We start from the raw sequence: 19,164 nt of genomic DNA on the forward strand, positions 1-19,164 counted from the left end.
TGTTATTGTGCTAATAAATAATTTTTCAAGGTTATGAGTTAAATAAAATCATTATCGCCATTTAATTGAGCAGCCCATACTGGCCGTTTGTTGCTTAGGCCCTTTACCAATAGCGGCAATCAGTTGCATAGCATTAAGTAGTTCAGGCTCTCGATTAGGATCATTGTGCAAACGGGCATCATCTAGGCGGCCACGATATTGCAATTCACCAAGGTGATTAAACCCAAAAAAGTCAGGGGTGCACACTGCGCCATACTGCTTACCGACTTGTTGATCTTCATCAACTAAATACGGAAATTTAAATCCATACTGCTCAGCAAAGCGCAACATGTTCTGCGGCGAATCTGCTTCAACATGCTGATAATCATTAGACATTACCGCTAATACATTAATACCTTCGGCCATAAGCTGCTCTGTGTCCTCGGCTAAACGAGTTGCAATGGCTTTAACATAGGGACAATGATTACAAATAAACATAATCAACAAGCCCTTTTCACCTAAGTTTTTACTCATGGAAAAAACGTCACCGTTAGCATTTTTAAGCTTAAAATCAGGTGCTTGCCAGCCAAAATCACAAATGGGTGTATCGAGTAACATCGTTAACCTCATCTCGGAATAAAAAACGGTTATCAAATAGTAATATTGATTAGCAATGTTGTTGAACCGCGTTAATATCGCCATCATATACGATACTTTAGCTGCCATATACAGCATAATAATTGAAACATTATCAATTATTATTTGACAATTAAACGAGAAAATAAAAACAGCCAACAATTGTCAGCTGATTAACGTTAACGTCTTAGCCATAAAGCATTAAGCTTCAGTCACCACTGTACGATAACCACCTTGGTGTTTATCGATGATAAACTCAATAAAGTGCTTAATACTATCGAGGCTATCCTCTTGATAATGTGACACATACAACAATTGACTTAAATGCTCTTTCGCAATGAGTTCAAGGGCGTTTTTAATCAATCTACGCCCCAGATAATCTAAGCCTTGATAAGGCTCGTCGAGGATCAATAAGGTGGGTTGCTTCACAATGGCGCGGGCAATGAGTAATAACCGTTGCTGGCCATACTCTAATTGTCGAAAAGCGGATTTACTCAAATGGCTCATGTGTAAAATCGCCAACCATTCTGTTGCGATGGCCACTTGTTGTTTCGACGGTTGTTGATACAAACCAATGGAGTCATAAAAGCCCGATACAATCACATCAAGTGCACTGCAATTAACCCGATACTGTAAATGTAAGGCAGATGACACCATACCGATGTGTTTTTTTATCTCCCAGATGCTCTCGCCGGAACCTCTTTTTTTACCAAAAATATCAATGTCGTTGCTGTAGCATTGAGGATGGTCACCGAAAATAAGCCCAAGCAGAGTACTTTTACCGCAGCCATTAGGGCCTTTTACTTGCCAATGCACGCCATTATCGATACGCCAGTTAACACCCGAAAAAATCACTTTGTCGCTGTAAGCAACTCGTCCATTGTTTAACTGAAAAACCGGGTTCGCAAATAATGGCTTATGTCTGTGGCGACGAATAAGCGCCAACATATCATCGCTTTGTTGGCCCGCTTGCGCGGTTAATTGGGCGATAACAGGATGATTATCCCACTCTGACTGAGTCATTACGCTGTCTAATGTGCCATGACTAAACAGGGCAACATGCTCAATCCATTTAGGCATATCTTCTTCACGCGACACAATCACTAGCATTTGTATCGTTTGTGATAATTGCTGTAAATATTCAGTAAGAGTCTGTCTGTGCGCAACATCAAGCCCTGCATAAGGTTCGTCGAGCACTAAAAATGGCACTTGGGTTGCGACAGCACGGGCAAGCATAACTCTACGACCTTCACCCGTAGACAATTGAGTAAAAGGACTTAAGCTTAAATGAGTTAAATCTAATTGCTGCAGCAATTGATGGGTTAAACCATTGTCATGGCATTGATTAAAAATAACCCCAAATACGGTCGTTTTAGGATCAGTATATCCCAGTGACTCACTGTCATCTTGCTCTAAAATATCTTCAAGCAATAATTGTTGTTCAAGCAATGACACTAATGCCACACAAGATGGCGCGACACCGGTAATATCGCCACCATATGTTAAGGTCGGCGCATCAATTTTCTGAGTTAATAACTGGCCAAGCAACGCGCCGACATCACCTTCGGTGCTAAATACACCCCAAGATTGTTGTGGTTCAATCACCCATTGATCAATGTCGACAGTGACACTCGATGAACTGCACTGCAACTGCGTAAATCTGATTTCCATCTTGCCACTTATCCTAATCTTTAAAGCGATTCATCACTTGAGTGTCTCATAAGATGCTAAAAAAAATCGACAAAAAAGCAGAACATTCTATGTTCTGCTTTAGGATGCCACTCAATTGAATGGCCAACTCGAATACAACTAGCCGATAACGGTCATTTCATTCAAAATAAATTCATCGACAGCATCCTGGGTTGCAGCCACAAAATCGGCTAAATGCTGATTTCCCGTATGCACACGCCATAATTCTCGGGTCTGCCAAGTCTCATAAAACATAAAGTGGGCTGAGTTTTCATTGTCTCGGTGTAAGTCATAATTAATACACCCTTCTTCAGCGCGTGTGACTTCAATCAGCTTCAGTAATTCAGTTTTTACTAACTCAATTTTGTCCGCTTTTGCTTTAATATTGGCTACAATCGTTAAATGTGACATGTTTATTCCTGTTCGATAAAATAAGTACTTAACATTATTAAATAATACAATTAAAGGTATTAATTAAAACCCTTCTAAAACAATTTTACCAATGGCACGGCCTGCTTCTAACGCCTCATGTGCAGCACGAAGATTTGCAGCATTTATTGCGCCCATGTGCTGGCCTAACGTCGTTTGAATAAAACCTTGGTCGACAAGATCGGCTACTCGGTTAAGTAAACGTCCCTGCTCATCCATATCTACTGCGTTAAACATCGAGCGGGCAAACATAAACTCCCAATGCAATGACAAACTCTTGAGTTTTAACTTAGTGATATCTAACCCTTCTGGATCATCAATCATGGCAATTTTACCAAAGGGTGCTAGCAACTGAGTGTAAGCCTCAAAATAGGCATCTGTGCTGTTTAAACTGGCCACATGGGTGACAGACCCTATGTTTAATCCATCAATTTGAGCGGGTAACGGTTTGGTGTGATCAACCACATGATCAGCGCCTAACTTTTTCACCCATTCGGTTGAACTTTCACGCGATGCTGTGGCGATAATGGTTGCACCCGTCAAGGTTTTTGCTAACTGAATAAAGATAGAACCCACACCACCCGCAGCGCCTACGACCAAAATGACTTCGTTTGATTTTTCAGTTGAATGGGATGCTTGTTGTTTAATACATAGATGTTCAAACAGTAATTCCCAAGCCGTGATCGCCGTTAACGGCAATGCTGCGGCTTCGGCATCGGATAAACTTTTAGGTTTAATGCCTACTAAACGCTCATCCACTAATTGGTATTCAGCATTGCTACCCTGACGCGTAATATCGCCAGCATAATAAACCTGATCGCCAGGATTAAATTGGCTCACACTTTCACCTGTCGCAATCACTTCACCAACGGCGTCCCAACCGATCACTTTTACTTCACCCGCAGCAGGCGCCATATTTAAACGTACTTTATAGTCTGCTGGGTTAACGGCGATGGCTTTTACCTTGATTAATAAATCACGGCCTGATGCAATCGGTTGAGGTAACTCGACATCAATTAACGATTCAGGGTTCGAAATTTCAAGAGACTGTTTATATCCAATAGCTTTCATAAGGTTGTTCCTGTGATATATAAAATAAGGTTGCTCAAACTTGATGAAGCTATATTAGCGCTTGTTTTATCTTTCACAAACAGCATAATTATTGAAATATTATCAATTAAAAATGGATAATCATGTTATTAGAAGACCTTTACGTGGTACTTAAAGTCGCAGAGTTTCGCAGCATTACTGCCGCGGCAACCAATTTAGACATGCGTACAGCCACCGCAAGTGCAGCATTAAAACGCGTTGAAGCCAGTTTAGGCGTTGAACTTTTTATTCGCACCACCCGCCAACTTCGTTTATCAAGCGCAGGCGAAAAGTACATTCCACAGTGTGAACAAGCCATGCTAATGCTTGAGCAAGCCAAGCAAAACATGAAAGGTGAGCTAGACATTGTTGACGGCGACTTACGTTTAGCCATGTCGTCAGACCTTGGGCGTAATATTGTCATTCCATGGATTGATGACTTTATGGATACTTACCCAGAGGTCAGTATTCGAGCCAATATCAATGACAGTAATCTCGATTTTTACCGCGACTCCGTCGATTTAGCCTTGCGCTATGGTTCGCCAAATGACGCTAATCTTTACGGGTTTAAAATCTGTAATGTCCCCAGATTATTGTGTGCATCTAAAGCTTACCTAGCAAAACATGGCATGCCAAAACACCCACAAGACCTCGCCTCACATAACGGACTGTTATATCAACTCAATGACATTACTTACGATGTATGGGAGTTTTATCGCGGCGATGAGTTATTAAAAATCAAAATGAAAGGCAACAGAGTCTCAAATGACGGTGAATTAGTGCATCGCTGGTGTGTATCGGGTAAAGGCATTGGGCTTAAGTCTTGCCTTGATATATCAAGTGACTTACTCAACGGTAACGTGGTGCATGTATTACCAGAATACCAAGCCAAACCGACAGAATTATGGCTCATTTTCCCGAGCAGGCAATCCATTACACCCGCGGCGCGATTACTCAGAGACACCTTAAAACAAAAGACCCGCAGTATTTTACTGCAACTGATTGAGAAAGGCATAGTAGATAAAAGCGTACTAGATTGAAGCCTGTGCATGGCGAGATGACAAGCCGTAAAGAAAATATAACTAATCTTCTATGTCCCAATGAAGTGGCACACCATCAATGGCCATGTATACGGTTTAGTGACGGACTTTTTATTCTTCCTATACCCTCTGATACCGCTCGTGATGCGATTGTTAATTTATTACAACGACTTTCAACAATGAAAAATATTATACTTTTATATTTTGGTTTCCCCCACGATTAGCCAAACACGACTATACTTTAAATAAGCTCTAAAATGGTTGATTTATGAACAAACTAGAATTTACACAAGCTACAGATTTCACTATTATTTAATAGCGCAGCTTCTCCTGTTGATAGCAAGATTGCTTAAGAATATTTGAGAGTATTCATATAGTATAGGAAGTTTAATGACATGGATGACCATTACGAAATTGTTGTTATTGGGTCGGGTTTTGGCAGCCTCTTCTTTTTAAAACAATACTTGGAGAAGAAACCAAACGCGAAGATTGCTGTTATCGAATGGGGTCAGAACAGAGATCATAACTGGCAGATAGCAAATAAAAGAAATTCTGATCTTTCTCCTAACCAGACTCACGCACAAGATAAAAATCACAAGCCTTGGAATTATACTATTGGTCTGGGTGGTGGAACAAATTGCTGGTTTGGTCAATCACCACGCTTTATTCCAGCTGATTTTGAAATGAAATCGCGATTTAATGTTTCGGATGATTGGCCATTTTCATATGATGACCTCGAGCCTTATTATATGGCTGCAGAAAATATTATGTCTATATCAGGCTCTAATACTATGGGTAAAGTGTCACCTAGATCAGGAGCCTTTCCTCTTCCGTCACACCGCGTAAGTGCTATTGATGAAATAATGATGGCTGCGCAGCCTAATCTACATTTTCCTATTGCTACAGCTCGCTCTCCTCTGTCACTAAAAAATCGAAACCAATGCTGTGCAACAGCTCAATGTAATTTGTGTCCAGTAAATGCTAAATTCACTGCTTTTAATGGCTTCGCAGATATCCTTACCCATCCAAATATCACCTATATTATGAATGCACAGGCTCGCGAGATCATACATCATAATGGCGTTGCCACTGGTGTAATGTATATAAACCTTAGTGATGAAGAACAAAGCATCTATGGTGATCTTGTGGTTCTTGGTGCCAATGGAATTCAAAGTCCTGCAATACTTCTTAGATCCGGCATAAATCATCCACAAACAGGCGTCGGCATATGCGAACAACTTGGCTATGAGTTTGAAGTATTTTTAGATGGTGTCGATAATTTTGGTGGTAGCACAATTACCACAGGCCTTAATTACAGCCTCTATGATTCACACCCAGATCGTGAAAATGCCGGCGCTGCATTATTTTATTTTGAAAATCGGATCAAACATGGTTTGCGTTTAGAAGAGGGCCGTTGGCGCCAAGTTCTTCCACTGATGGTTGCCATTGAGGACTTACCACAAAATAGCAATAGAGTGACACTCAATGCCCGAGGTCAAGCTTATGTAACTCATGCAAGTGTATCTTCTTATGCTAGAGCAGGATTACAGTATGTTCATGATAATATTTCAAAAGTATTAGCTCCTCTGCCGGTTGAGAAGATAGTTTCTCTAAGGGAAAGACCGACAGAATCACATATTCAATGTTCTCTACGAGCAGGAAATGATGCGACAAGATTCGTTGTTGATGGTAACTCTTTGCATCATAAGATGAGCAATCTTATCGTTGTTGGCAGCTCTACATTTACAACCTGCCCACCTGCTAACCCAAGTTTAACCGTCGCTGCTATGTCGTTAAGAGCGGCAGATAAATTGGTATAGATATTATGAATAACGCTATTGAACGTCGTAAATTTCTCAAAATATGTGTTGGCACTGCCATTGTTGCTACATTGCCTTTAGGTGTTTATGTGCTAGATAGTAAGAGCCGTCTAAGCGCTTTTGTTGAAAATATATTAACTAAAACCCTTCCTGGGAGGATTATTTCTCAGACTGATATCAAGCAATTTTCAGAAGATTTTTTTGTTGAGCGATATGACATAGCCTTAAAAACCCATATTTTCTCGGTTTTAGACCCAGTAATTCGAGTCGCATCCGGGTTTGATGAAAATTTACACGGGAAAATTGATGATCTCGAACGAATGATTGTAACCAAGCTCCTGTTAAATAGTGACTTTTTTGAAAATAATACCAAGACGAAAAAAATTTCTTACTATGGGTCTACTGACACTATATGTAGGACTGCTAATCCATTTGCGCAATTTTTAACATCATAGGATAAGCATTGCCGGTACTACCCAAGAGTAGCAAACGATATTAATCAGTGACTTATAATAGATGCATAAGTGTGTAGTGAATTTATAATATTAGCAGGTCCTAACACCGATAGTGCTAGTGCAAAATCAGTGATAAACGATATGGTAAATAGTTATAATTGATAATGATGGCACAGGCGTAAAAATGATGTAGATGACATATTGCCCATTTTTTATCACTCCTTTGGTTAACAGAAACTATCAACGCCACTCATTTTTATCGTTAATGAGCCTAGTTTCTTTCAACTTAGATGACGATAACCTTTTATGACGATTCAAACAAAATAAAGATAGGTTTTATCAATCAATGACTCTCTAGATATTTAGTCTTAGGACATATGATTGATTTAACGCAGCAGATTTCGCCAGGTATATACTCTCGCCGTTATTCTCAAGTGTTTTCATTGGTGAGTCGCCAATGTTTAACTTTGCTTGTATAGCCTCTAGCCGCGAAGTGACCTAGCGCCTAGACTTTTGACTTAACAAAAAAGCGCAGCGTTCGCTTGTCACCGTTCGTTATCGCTTTTCACCACTTGTTACCCTCTTAGCTTTTCGATTTAGCTTTCTTTTTATAAGGCTTTTTAAAACTGCGTTTCGGTGTGGTACTGGCGACACCTTGTAATGCTGATGGTAACTGGCTCGATGCTTGGGTTATTAAACCATCTAACTGGCTGAGTAATGGCTGCATAAACGCATCGTACTTCAGTCTTTTTTGGCTGATGGCATCAAGGTTATTTTCCCATAACGCGGTCATGTCAGGTGTAGTTGCTGATTCTGGTAAGCTGCGGATCAAGCCAGTGCCAACCGGAGTGGCCAATATCGATTTACCTTGCCGAATAAGGTATCCACGCTTAAATAATAATTCAATAATCCCAGCACGAGTCGCTTCGGTGCCTAGGCCGTCGGTTTCTTTGAGGATTTTCTTAATTTCACTATCAGTAACATAACGACTAATTCCGGTCATGGCACCTAATAATGTGGCGTCGGTAAAATGCTTCGGCGCTTGAGTCGTTTTCTCCAATAATTCACCACGCTGACAATGCAACACCTGCCCGTTAACCAATGGCGGTAACGACTGAACGGCATCGTCGTTATCGTCTTCACTGTGAGTTGAACCAGTATTCGCTTGACTGTTATTAGCTTGATTTGCTGTGGCTGCCCGTTTAAAGAGCTGTTTCCAGCCTAAGCTTTTGTCTTGACGCGCTTTAGTGGTAAACAAGCCACCAGCAATCGTCACTTCAACTGCGGTTTCTGCATAAATATAAGCGGGATAAAACTGGGCTAAATATTGCCGCGCAACATGTTGGTACAACTTTGCTTCATTACCTGATAGTGCAGCTAAGTTAGCCACTTTCTCGGTAGGCACAATGGCATGGTGAGCATCCACTTTACTGTCATCCCACGCTTTAGATTTAAGCTTGGCATTAGGTGAGTCGCAACCATCAACCAAGGCAGAAACGCCTTTGAGCACAGCATTCAATACTTTCGGTGCCAAAGTATGCTGCTCTTTAGGTAAATAGCGACTGTCTGAGCGCGGATAAGTAATCAATTTATGTTTTTCATACAAACTTTGGCAGGTATCAAGCACCTCTTTCGCCGATAGCCCAAAGCGTTTTGCGGCATCGATTTGCAGTGCTGATAAACTATAAGGTAATGGCGGGTTTTGGCGCTTATCTTTGGCTTCAAGTTTTGTCACTTCAGCGGGTTTACCATTAATGCGGGCAACCACATTTTCGGCTAAGCCTTTAGCTAATACCCGTCCATCTTCGTCCATATAGGGCTGGCAAGCCTCACTAGGCTTCCATTTAGCACTAAAACCTTGTTGCTGATCGGTCAGCAAATGCGCTAACACTTCATAAAAAGGTTTTGAGGTAAATGCAGCAATTTCTTCATCGCGGCGTACGACTAACCCAAGCAAAGGGGTTTGAACTCGGCCAACTGATAATACGCCCTGATAACCGACCTTACGCCCTTGAATGGTATATGCGCGGGTCATGTTCATGCCATACAGCCAATCAGCACGGCTGCGGGCTAATGCAGAAGTCGATAAAGGAATAAACTCACGATTGCTGCGTAACTGCCCTAGCGCACGTTTGACCGCTTGGGGGTTTAAGTCGCTGATTAACAGCCGCTGTACCTGGTTAAGCTTGTCACCCTTTACGCCCAAATAAGAAATCACTTCATCGACCAGCAACTGCCCTTCTCTATCTGGATCGCCAGCATTAATTATCGATGATGCTTGCTTTACCAGTTTACGCAACACCGTAAGTTGACTGCGCGTTTTGGGTTTGGGCTGCAACTTCCACGTTTGCGGGACAATTGGCAAATGCTCGAGTTTCCACGACTTAAATGCATCATCGTACGCATCAGGCTCGGCTTGCTCTAATAAATGGCCAATACACCATGACACGCAATCACCATTGGCGGCAATGATATAGCCATCACCTTTTTTATGTGGCTTTGGCAACACATCGGCAATCGCACGACCTAGACTGGGTTTTTCAGCAATATATAAAATCATAATCCACTGTTGGGGCGTTAGCGTTCAATATGACAAACCGAACTGCGCCACTTAACTGTATAAATTTACAGTATAGATTAGCGTTAAATACGCCAAGCTGCAAATATGAAATAATTAACCCCTTATCGGCGTAAATCATTACAATAAAAGCATAACAGCGAAAAGCCTAGACCCTAGAGCGGACTGCGTCCTGCTAGGTCGCTTCGCGGCTATAAAAGCATAACAGCACAAAAAGAAGGAACGCTTCGCTTACGGTAACCACGATAAAGCGATAAAAAGCCTAGACGCTAGAACGGACTACGTCCTGCTAGTTCGCTTCGCGGCTATAAAAGCATAACAACACAAAAGAAGGAACGCTTCGCTTACGGAAACAACGATATGAGCAATTAAACACCTAGATGCTAGGGCGGGCTGCTTCCTGCTCGTTCGCTTGTTATCGATCTTTATCGCTCGTCATCGCTTGTTATCGCTCTTATAGCCTCTAGCAGCGAAGCGTCCTAGTAGCTAGGCATCTAGGCGCAGCGTTCGCTTGTTATCACTCTTATAGCCTCTAGCCGCGAAGCGACCTAGTTCTTAGTCTTTTAAAGCAAAAAAAACCAGCATAAATTATGCTGGTTTTTATCACTAACAAACAGTGGTTAACTTATGGATGACACTCATTGTGCATTTCTAAATTAGTGCCTATGTCCTTTGAGCGATTAGCTTTGGCATCATCGTTACGTAATTGGGTTAAATGATCCAAGTAAGCTTGGTCAACGTCATTGGTAATATAATGACCGTCGAACACTGATGTTTCAAAACGCTTAATCTCTGGATTTTCCATTCTTACGGCTTCAATTAAGTCGCTCAAGTCTTGGAAAATAATGCCATCGGCACCAATGATTTTGGCAATTTCGTCAGCATCACGACCATGAGCAATCAACTCATTAGAGGTCGGCATATCAATTCCGTACACGTTAGGAAAACGGATTTCAGGGGCTGCTGAAGCAAAATACACTTTCTTTGCCCCGGCTTCACGCGCCATTTCAATGATCTGCTCAGACGTGGTGCCACGAACGATTGAATCATCAACCAGTAATACGTTTTTACCTTTGAACTCAGTATTAATTGCGTTCAATTTACGACGTACTGATTTTTTACGTTCTTGCTGACCTGGCATGATAAACGTACGACCAATATAACGGTTTTTAACAAAACCTTGACGGTACGGTAAATCCATACAACGAGCAATTTCTAATGCGATATCGCACGATGTCTCTGGAATAGGAATAACGACATCAATGTCATGGTCTTCCCATTCTTTCTTAATTTTTTCGCCTAACTTAGCGCCCATGTTTACGCGACTGGCATACACAGAGATTTTGTCGATGCTCGAATCTGGACGAGCAAAATAAACGAATTCAAAAATACACGGAGCATAGCTTGGGTCTACAGCACATTGACGGGTAAATAACTGGCCATCAAGTGAAATATAAACAGCCTCACCAGGTGCTACGTCACGCATCACTTCAAAACCCACGGCATCCAAAGCAACACTTTCTGAAGCAACCATATACTCAGTACCAGTTGCGGTTTCATGCTTACCAAGTACCAAAGGACGAATACCAAATGGATCGCGGAACGCTACTAGGCCTTGGCCGATGATCATTGCCACTACCGCATAAGCACCACGGGTTTGCGCATGCACTTTGGCAACCGCATCAAACACTTCATCTGCACTTAAGGTTAAACTGCGCGTCTCTTGTAACTCATCGGCTAACAGGTTTAACAAGATTTCGGAGTCAGAGGTGGTGTTAACATGACGACGTTTTCTGACGAGGCTTTCCGCCAGATCAAGCGTATTGGTCAAGTTACCGTTATGCGCTAACGAAATACCAAATGGCGAGTTAACATAAAACGGTTGCGCCTCTGATGCACTCGAGCTGCCCGCGGTTGGATAACGAACATGTCCAATACCGGCATTACCTTGTAAACGCTGCATATGTTTAGGTTCAAACACATCTTTGACTAAGCCGTTTGCTTTACGTAAACGAAACGCATTCATGTCAACAGTCACAATACCTGCTGCGTCTTGACCACGATGTTGAAGCACAGTCAGCGCATCATAAATGGTCTGATTAACTGTTGATTTTCCTACTATTCCGACGATACCACACATGGGTAAGGTTCCTCACTGTAAAGTGTTTTATGATTATATTTTGGGTACAAAGCTTGAGGTATTTTCGACATAGTCAAAAAACCACTGAATAACCACGCCAAATTCAGGTACAAGTACAGAATCCTGCCACCATTTCGTGTCAGGGAATGCCGTAAAAGCATCCATAAAAAACAGTAATGCGCTAACAATTAACGCGCCACGAATGGCACCAAAACACAGGCCTAAAACACGGTCTGTGCCCGATAAGCCTGTTTTGGCCACTAACTGGCCTAACAAATAATTAACGAGTGCCCCTAGGATCAGGGTAATGATAAAAAGAATGGCAATCGCGACACCGTTTCTGACTAACTCGTCCTGCATTTGGGTTAAATGAGCAGCAAGATCAAGATAAAACTGGCTAGCAATAAAGAAAGCGGCAAACCAAACCACAAGAGACATGGCTTCTTTGGCAAATCCGCGGATCAAACTAATAATAGTTGATAACCCGATGACAATAATAATTGCGTAATCAATCCAAACCATGGAGATGGGGATCCGGTATAGGGTTCAAGACGGCGAGATTCTAACAGAGACAGAGATGTTTCTCACCTCTGATTGCACAAATTATTCTTGCGTGATTAAGAACAATCAAATTGTAAATATTAATCACCCAAGCATAATACCGTCTGAATAGGTTATTGTTCCTGTGGATTATAGGCTACGATTTTGCCTTTTAATCCGGTTAATTTGAATATAGGTTGCTGACGAGCTTTAAGTTTTTCTTCTGACACTTCAGGGCCTACAAATACTCGGGTTAATTTTCCTTCAACAGGTACTTTAGGCAGTGTATAAGCATTAAATCCTGCCTTACGTAGTTGAATAATTAAGGCTTTTACATTGGTAATATTATTAAAACCGCCTAATTGCAACGTAAAACCAGCCGTAACGGGTGATTTAGTTTTATTAGCAACGGGTGTTTCAGGCTTTTTTACTGCCGCAGTGGTTGCCGCTGACGGTTTAACCACTTGATTCACTTTTTTAGTTGGTTCTGCTTCACCTAATTCAACAATATCGTTACTGAGATCTTGAGGTTCAGCAATCGTTAACACTTGGAATTCTTCCGCGGGTTCGGCGATGTTGGCAGAACTGGCTCGATTTGAAGCACTTGATTGAACGGGACGTAAAGGAATTTCAGTGAACTCCTCAACCACCTGAGGTTTTTTACCGTCTAATAAATCGGGTAAAAAAATCACACCTAAGGCCACTAAGACGATGGTACCCACTAAACGATTTTGAAATTGACGATTCAAAGCTAATTCCCTTTTTTAACAAAACGACGTTAATGATGGCTTCTAAAACCGACGTCTAACATAAATAGTGTTTATAAAGATTTAAACCCTGCAACAGTATAAAAAGAGCCAAATATAATGACCACATCATCAGCCTCTACCGTCGCTTGTATAGCTTGCCATGCGCTGGCGATGTCAGTAAATTCACTGGCATGCTGACGACAACGCTCATTGGGCAATGCTTGACGCAGTGCTTGCGCTGTTGCGCCCCGTGGATTATCTAAACCAACAAAATACCAATGACGGATTTGTTCAGCCAATGTCGCCAATACCAACTTGATGTCTTTATCTTTAAGCATGCCACATAAGGCTACAATACGACGACCTTGGTACGCCTGCAATTGTTGTGCTAAATATCGTGCAGCATGGGGATTATGCGCTACATCTACCAGCACTAATGGTTGCTCACTCACCTGCTCTAATCGTCCGGCTAGTTGAGCTTGTTGTAATCCTTGGTTAATGTGTTGCTGGCTTATTTGCGGCCAAATATAACTTAGCAGCGCCACAACACTAGCAGCATTAGCTAGCGGTAACCTTGGCACAGCCAAACCAATATAAGATTGCTGCGCGGATTCAAAATGCCATAATGTAGGTGGGTTCTGGTCTTTATGGTAATGAAACTCATAACCAACACGATAAAGTGTTGTTCCAATCTGCTGAGCATAATCTGTCACGCTCAATGGTAAATCGGGTTCACCACAAATGGCGAGACAACCTGAGCGGAACACGCCGGCTTTTTCTCTGCCAACCAGTTCTCGGGTATCGCCTAAATATTCTTGGTGATCAAGATCGATAGAGGTCAAGATAGTGGCTGTGGAGTCGATAATATTAGTGGCATCTAGACGGCCACCTAAGCCCACTTCAAGAATAATCACATCAAGCTTAGCAGCTTTGAATAAGTATAAACCCGCTAACGTCGCATATTCAAAAAAGGTTAATGAAATATCACCTCGTGCCACCTCTATGGCACAAAAAGCCTCAATAAGAGAGCCATCACTGGCATCTTGTTGATTGATCTGCACCCGTTCATTGTAATGCAGCAAATGCGGTGAACTGTAGACGCCAACTGATAAGTTTGCTTGACGTAATATTGAGGAGAGCATCGCACAGGTCGTGCCTTTACCATTGGTACCGGCGACTGTAATCACTTTAGCTGGAGCTAAATCAATCACATTGAGTCGCTCGGCGACAGCACTGACTCGCGTTAAGCCCATGTCGATTTCGCTAGGATGAATTGCCAGCAAATAATCCAGCCATTGATTTAAGCTTGATTGTTGATTGGGTACAGTAATTTCAGACGCAATTGACATAATTCAATACCATTTAATTTATGCAAACCTTACCAGACGTGGCGAAAACATAACATTAGTTTTACATCCCAATAAATATGACTGAAAAACACTTTAATCGAGCATAAACAATGGACCGAGTGCTAACCTAGGCAATTGATGCTGCTCAGGGTAAGTCACATCGACCAAATACAATCCGTTGGGCTTAGCTGTCGCTGCCGCCTGAGTGCGATTTTTCAATGCCAAGAGTTCTGTTATCCACTCGATAGATTGATTACCTAAACCGATTTGAAGTAATGAACCGACAATATTACGCACCATATGATGTAAAAATGCATTGGCTTGAATATCCACCAACACATACATGCCTTGACGAGTCACATTAACTTGATGCACATCTCGACAGGGTGTTTTAGCTTGACAATGCAACGCTCTAAAACTGGTAAAATCGTGTTTGCCTACGAGAAGCTGTGCGGCTTGATGCATCAAGGTTTCATCTATATCGCCGTGATAATGGCTCACACCAGAAGCTAAAATACCAGGGCGCAATTGATGATTATAAATAACATAGCGATAACGTCTGGCCGTAGCACTATAACGGGCATGAAAACTGTCATCCACTTCTTTCATCCATCGCACGGCTATACTGTCGGGTAAATTAGCATTCACGCCTAGTGTCCACGCCGTCATTGGACGTTGAACATTGGTGTCAAAATGAACCACCTGTCCAGTAGCATGCACGCCAGTATCAGTTCGCCCGGCACACAATACTTTAATGGGCTCATTTGCCACGTAACTTAAGGCTTTTTCAAGCTGGGCTTGCACTGAATCGACATCGAGTTGGCGCTGCCACCCACAAAAACCACTACCATCATATTCAATACCTAACGCGACCCGCATGCCTATATCCTCTACTCAATAATGGCGCGCAGTTTACCACAAAAAAACGGCGCATGTATCTGCGCCGTTTGCATTTATATGGTTAACATAGGGCTATTTATTTTACCTATACCACATGAATTGACCGAGTTAATTATCCGAGTTAATTAAAGCTTTTAATTAAATTTTTGGCTTCTAATTGTTGACGTTCATTGCCATCCATTTGCACTTCTTTTAATAATGCTCGGGCACTGTCTTGATCTTCAATTTCAATATATGCTCTGGCTAAATCAAGTTTGGCATTAACGGAGTTTTCTTCATCATCAACATCAACCATGTCTGCATTGCTTATTAACGAATTGACTGAACCCATATTAACATTAACATCTTTATACTGATCGGTTTTATCGTCATCTTCATCAGCATCGTTTAACAATTTATCGATGTCGATATAGCTATTTTCACGCTCAAAACGCGTTACGTCATCATTACTGGCTTTATATTCAGCTGATTGGCTACGTTCTTTTTGATCAAGTGCCGCCAACGCTTCATCAACCGTTAAATTGTCATCGCTAAGGATATATTCGTCTTCAGAGGTATAGTCGTCAACGTTGTCATCCTCTTTTAATGACTGTGAAAATGCGGCCAGTAAATCATCATCACTGACCTCAGGTTCATCGACTTCTTTCTCGTCAGCGGCAGACTCGGCAGCTTTAAGTAAATCACTTTCCCAATCTAATAATTCAGGCTTAGGTTTGTTGGATTTTAGGTCATTAAAGAAGCCGGAATCTTTATTCGTTTTATTTTGCGCAGTAGACGAAGAAGTGTCTTTATCATCCATTTCTGCTAACAAAGCATCAAGAGCCTCTTCCGCTTCAGTTTCTGGAGTAGGAGAAGATGCTGCTGTGGATCCTTGCTCTAACTTAACATCATGACGACTAGTTAATGCTAGCGCGGCTTCAAGTTGAGCATCAAATAAGGTGTTATCTTGGTCTTTGCTATCGGCTTGTGTATCAACGTCAGACAGAGCATCTTTGTCCGCATCGACATCGTCTGCATTATCTGTTTTAGCTAAATCGACATCACTAAGATATTCATCAAACTCATCAAACAACTCAGTATCATCAATCTTGTCACTGATAGATTGTTCGCTGTTTGTATCGGTTGATGGTGTATCGCCGGCTTTTGTATCTTCTTTAAAGCTTGCCAATAAAGCATTAATATCATCATCGAGTGACTCATCATCGTCCAATATTAATGCTTCACTGGACGTATCGTCATCTAACTCCGCGGCAATCTGAGCTTGTACCGCTGCGTTGTCGTGATCATATGTCTCTGACTCAACCACAGGTTCGTTAAGACTGGCTAACAATGCATCGATGTCTTCGTCACTTGTTTCATTATCATCAGTAGAATCTGCGACATCTTCATCACTTAATTCAGCTGCAATTTGGGCTGCTAAATCATCACTTTCCGAGTTTTCCTGCTCATCTATTGGTAATTCATCGCTATTTTCGGCCATTGCGGAGTCAATAATAGGCTCTTCATTTTGGCCAACTTCATTCACATCATCTTCGCCGCTTGAGTCTGCTGACGTCTCTGGTGCTTTGACGGCCGCGGTAACATCATCAGACTCTGCCGGCATATCAAACTCGGCTAGTAATGAATCGATATCATCTTCAGTTGAGTCTTCAGTTGAGCCGGCTGATGCCTCTGGCACGTTGACAGCCGCGGTAACATCATCTGACTCTGCCGGCATATCAAACTCGGCTAGTAATGAATCGATGTCATCTTTAGTTGACTCTTCAGTTGAGCCAGCTGATGTCTCTGGCACGTTGACAGCCGCGGCAACATCATCTGACTCTGCCGGCATATCAAACTCAGCTAGTAATGAATCGATATCATCTTCAGTTGAATTTTCAGTTGAATCTGCTGATGTCTCTGTCGCGTTAACATCCGCAGCAACATCATCTGACTCTGCCGGCATATCAAACTCAGCTAGTAATGAATCGATATCATCTTCAGTTGAATTTTCAGTTGAATCGGCTGATGTCTCTGACGTTTTGACAACCGCGGCAACATCATCTGACTCTGCCGGCATATCAAACTCGGCGAGTAATGAATCGATATCATCTTCAGTTGAATTTTCAGTTGAATCGGCTGATGTCTCTGGGGTTTTGACAGCCGCAGCAGCAACATCATCTGACTCTGGCGGCATATCAAACTCGGCTAATAATGAATCTATATCATCTTCTGCAGATGCATCTAGATCATCAGTTTTATCTTTCGCCGTTCCTTCTGTATCTAAACCCACCAATAGATTGTTGAGATCATCGTCATCTTCAAGAGGTTCTAGATCAGAATCTTGATCCTCCATGGCCTCAGCCCATAAATCATCTAATGAAGTCCCATCTTCATCTTCTAATTCTTTTTCGCTAATGAACATATCAGATGCCATATCCATCTCGGTATCACCGCTCATTTGGATTTCTGGCTGTAAATCAACACTGTCTGAATCCAATAAATCATCAATTGACTCTTCATCATTTGAATCTAAATGGATCACCATATCGTCAGAGTCATCATTGGCTATTGCGGTAGTTGACTCTTTTCCTGGCTGGGTTTCAGTTTTTATTTCAGCCTGTTGAGTTTTTTTATTACGGCGACTGAGAAGCCAAAAAATAATGCAAAATATCGCTATAAGAGGTATCGATGCTGCAAGGATCAACAAAATAGTGTTGTCCATTAAGCTGCGCCAAAAGTCAGCGGGTTCTTCTACAACGGGTTCAATATTTTCAGTTTGGTCTACAAGTTTTTTATTTTCTAGCGTTAGACCTTCATATTTATCGCGTAATAGCTGTAAATCTTCTTCAAGCGAAGCAATATTTAATGACATTTGTTCAATTTTGTTTTTCAACACTTGATTGTCATTGTTGCTGATCATTAATTCATCTTGTGAGCGCGCCAACTCATCTGTAAGCATTAACGTTTTTGCATTGGCTTTATCTAGCGTGCTATTGAGATCCTTGACCACAACGGCATTAGCCTCAGTAATCGCTTTGGTTTGTAGCGTTACAGCAGGTGTTTGTTTGGCTATTTGCAACGATTTTGCTGCAGAGGGCTGATTAATAACAGTACGAGGCTGAGTTTGTTTGCTAACACGGCGGTCATCTTGCTCAGCACGGCGTTTAGCAACCTCGTTGGGAATGGCGGCTATCACATCTGCAGAAGGGACCAGTAATATCATCCCTCGCTCTAATGTATTGTAATTATTACCGCTAAAAGCGTGTGGATTAGCGTCAAATAACGCGGCCATCACCTGATAAACACTGACATTATTACTAGGCCTGACTTTTTGCGCAATACTCCAAAACGTATCTCTTGATGTCGTCGGACCATATTGCCGTTTAGCTTGTTGTTTAACCTCGCCATTGGGCCCAGTAATTTTGAGTGTTTCTGCCTGTGCAGATCCAATAAGTTGTACACTGGTTAAGCCAACGGCTGTGCAGGCAATCAAACCCACAATATATGAAGTACGCAAAGTCATCCAATCCTTCCCTTTTAGCGCTATTGAGTTACCGGTTTGGCAACAGGCTTGAGGCAATTTTTATCGTTAGTATTATGGTCGTTAACTATATCTGATCACATCCATGATGAGCCAATTTTGCAGGCGATTTCAATGCTATTGATGTTAAAAATGATATGTTTACGACTATAAACTAGATTTACCGGACCTGCTACTATTGGGGTCAGTTAAACGAAAAAAGCCTGCTCATTGCAGGCTTTTTAAACTAAATCGCGTTGTTGATAAAA

14 protein-coding genes are annotated in these 19,164 nt (G+C 41.8%); 3 read left to right on the top strand and 11 right to left on the bottom strand.

What is annotated here, in order from left to right:
* Positions 1-51 precede the first annotated feature (51 nt).
* The 4 genes from CXF80_RS06810 to CXF80_RS06825 all read right to left on the bottom strand — a co-directional run bounded on the left by CXF80_RS06810 (position 52) and on the right by CXF80_RS06825 (position 3,804).
* Positions 52-597, bottom strand: a complete 546-nt coding sequence (locus tag CXF80_RS06810; protein ID WP_101032164.1) for a thioredoxin family protein — start codon at positions 595-597, stop codon at positions 52-54.
* 219 nt (positions 598-816) lie between these two features.
* Positions 817-2,286 carry an ATP-binding cassette domain-containing protein gene (locus CXF80_RS06815; RefSeq protein WP_101032165.1) on the bottom strand — a complete coding sequence of 490 codons (1,470 nt, stop codon included), beginning with the start codon at positions 2,284-2,286 and terminating at the stop codon, positions 817-819.
* 138 nt (positions 2,287-2,424) lie between these two features.
* Positions 2,425-2,715 carry a putative quinol monooxygenase gene (locus tag CXF80_RS06820; protein WP_101032166.1) on the bottom strand — a complete coding sequence of 97 codons (291 nt, stop codon included), beginning with the start codon at positions 2,713-2,715 and terminating at the stop codon, positions 2,425-2,427.
* 63 nt (positions 2,716-2,778) lie between these two features.
* Positions 2,779-3,804 (bottom strand): zinc-binding alcohol dehydrogenase family protein, encoded by a 1,026-nt coding sequence (locus CXF80_RS06825; protein WP_101032167.1) that lies wholly within the window; start codon positions 3,802-3,804, stop codon positions 2,779-2,781.
* A 122-nt stretch (positions 3,805-3,926) separates the two neighbouring features.
* Between CXF80_RS06825 and CXF80_RS06830 the strand changes: the two genes are divergently transcribed.
* The 3 genes from CXF80_RS06830 to CXF80_RS06840 all read left to right on the top strand — a co-directional run bounded on the left by CXF80_RS06830 (position 3,927) and on the right by CXF80_RS06840 (position 7,137).
* A complete protein-coding gene (locus tag CXF80_RS06830) occupies positions 3,927-4,862 on the top strand; it encodes a LysR family transcriptional regulator (RefSeq protein ID WP_101032168.1) in 936 nt (311 codons plus the stop codon).
* 395 nt (positions 4,863-5,257) lie between these two features.
* Positions 5,258-6,682 carry a GMC oxidoreductase gene (locus CXF80_RS06835; RefSeq protein WP_101032169.1) on the top strand — a complete coding sequence of 475 codons (1,425 nt, stop codon included), beginning with the start codon at positions 5,258-5,260 and terminating at the stop codon, positions 6,680-6,682.
* A 5-nt stretch (positions 6,683-6,687) separates the two neighbouring features.
* Positions 6,688-7,137, top strand: coding sequence for a hypothetical protein (locus CXF80_RS06840; protein ID WP_101032170.1), 450 nt, complete (start codon positions 6,688-6,690; stop codon positions 7,135-7,137).
* Positions 7,138-7,720: 583 nt separating this feature from the next.
* Here CXF80_RS06840 and CXF80_RS06845 read toward each other — a convergent pair.
* The 7 genes from CXF80_RS06845 to CXF80_RS06875 all read right to left on the bottom strand — a co-directional run bounded on the left by CXF80_RS06845 (position 7,721) and on the right by CXF80_RS06875 (position 18,898).
* Positions 7,721-9,697, bottom strand: coding sequence for a DNA topoisomerase III (locus tag CXF80_RS06845; RefSeq protein WP_101032171.1), 1,977 nt, complete (start codon positions 9,695-9,697; stop codon positions 7,721-7,723).
* A gap of 643 nt (positions 9,698-10,340) precedes the next feature.
* Positions 10,341-11,855 carry an amidophosphoribosyltransferase gene (gene purF, locus CXF80_RS06850; protein WP_101032172.1) on the bottom strand — a complete coding sequence of 505 codons (1,515 nt, stop codon included), beginning with the start codon at positions 11,853-11,855 and terminating at the stop codon, positions 10,341-10,343.
* Positions 11,856-11,888: 33 nt separating this feature from the next.
* Positions 11,889-12,377 (bottom strand): CvpA family protein, encoded by a 489-nt coding sequence (locus CXF80_RS06855; RefSeq protein ID WP_101032173.1) that lies wholly within the window; start codon positions 12,375-12,377, stop codon positions 11,889-11,891.
* Between the two features lie 152 nt (positions 12,378-12,529).
* Positions 12,530-13,144, bottom strand: coding sequence for an SPOR domain-containing protein (locus CXF80_RS06860; protein ID WP_101032174.1), 615 nt, complete (start codon positions 13,142-13,144; stop codon positions 12,530-12,532).
* A gap of 71 nt (positions 13,145-13,215) precedes the next feature.
* A complete protein-coding gene (gene folC / locus CXF80_RS06865; protein WP_101032175.1) occupies positions 13,216-14,493 on the bottom strand; it encodes a bifunctional tetrahydrofolate synthase/dihydrofolate synthase in 1,278 nt (425 codons plus the stop codon).
* A 93-nt stretch (positions 14,494-14,586) separates the two neighbouring features.
* Entirely contained in the window at positions 14,587-15,372 is a 786-nt protein-coding gene (truA, locus tag CXF80_RS06870; protein ID WP_101032176.1) for a tRNA pseudouridine(38-40) synthase TruA, read from the bottom strand.
* 142 nt (positions 15,373-15,514) lie between these two features.
* Positions 15,515-18,898 (bottom strand): FimV/HubP family polar landmark protein, encoded by a 3,384-nt coding sequence (locus CXF80_RS06875; protein WP_101032177.1) that lies wholly within the window; start codon positions 18,896-18,898, stop codon positions 15,515-15,517.
* Between the last annotated feature and the right edge of the window lie 266 nt (positions 18,899-19,164).

The organism is Shewanella sp. Actino-trap-3 (assembly GCF_002836275.1).
GTDB classification, from domain to species: domain Bacteria; phylum Pseudomonadota; class Gammaproteobacteria; order Enterobacterales; family Shewanellaceae; genus Shewanella; species Shewanella psychromarinicola.